The organism is Undibacterium sp. Ji50W (assembly GCF_049340445.1).
Taxonomy (GTDB): domain Bacteria; phylum Pseudomonadota; class Gammaproteobacteria; order Burkholderiales; family Burkholderiaceae_D; genus Undibacterium.
The window spans coordinates 1-1,179 of record NZ_JBMPOX010000057.1; the positions used below are offsets into that span (position 1 = coordinate 1).

General features: G+C 59.5%; 1 protein-coding gene. It reads left to right on the forward strand.

Annotated features, from left to right (window positions below):
• Positions 1-1,179: hypothetical protein (locus ACO0K9_RS27945; protein ID WP_422990665.1), on the forward strand; the 1,179-nt coding region annotated here is incomplete at both ends.

Here is a 1,179-nt window from a genome sequence, read left to right on the forward strand (position 1 = left end):
ACAATGTCTCCCTGCTACGCACCTACAACAGCCAGGGCGTGTTCAACGACGACAACACCGACAACTGGTGGATCAATGGCTACCGCCGCCTCGTCAACCTCACTGGCAACCTCAACCAGGCTGGCAGCTCCATCCAGCGCATCGGCACCGACAACGCCGTCCAGACCTATGACTTCGATGTCGCCAGCAACACCTACCTGGCCCGTGCCGGATCAGGCCGCTTTGATAGTCTCGCCTATGACAGCAGCCATACCAGCTGGACCTGGACCGACCCCGCCACCCAGAGCAAAGAAAGCTATGCCGCCCATGGCGACACCTGGCGCCTGAGCAGCGCCACAGATACCAGTGGCAACACCAACAGCTATGCCTATACCGGTGACTACCTGAGCAGCATCACCAGCGCCAATGGCGACCGGGTTGAATTCAGCTATGTCGGTGCCAACCTCGCCCAGGAAAAAATCATCCTCGCGGATGGCAGCATCCAAAGCAACACCAGCTACAGCTACGATACCCACAACCGCCTGACCCAGGTCAAACTCGACCTCAGCCCCGACGACAACAGCACCGCTGACGGCAATGTGTATGTCACCAACTACAGCTATGCCGGCAACAGCAATCTCATCACCAGTGTCAGCCAGACCGATGGCACCCAGCTCAGCTTCACCTATATCAACCTGGGTGGCAGCGACCGCATTGCCAGCGTCACCGATGCCCTGGGTCGCGTGACCCGCTTCAGCTATGACCTGGCCAACAAAACCAGCACCGTCACCGACCCGCTGGGCAATAGCAACACCTATACCTACGACGACCACAACCGCCTGACCGGCATCACCGGTCCGGCAGTAGATGGCGCAATACAGCAAATCCACTACCAATACGATGTGGCCGGCAACCTCATCCAGAGCACCGATGCCCTGGGTAACAGCAGCACCTACACCTATGATGCGCAAGGCAATCTGTTAAGCCAGACCGACAGCCTGGGCGAGCGCATGGAACGCACCTATGGGGACCAGCACCAGGTATTGACCTCCACCACCTACCGCAGCCCGGCTGCCAATGGCCAGGCCGCTGGTCTGCCAGAAACCACCCGCAGCGTCTATGACAGCCAGCTCAACCTCCGCTTCGTCATCAGCGCCGGTGGCAATGTCACCGAATTCCGCTATAACACCCTGGGCCAGC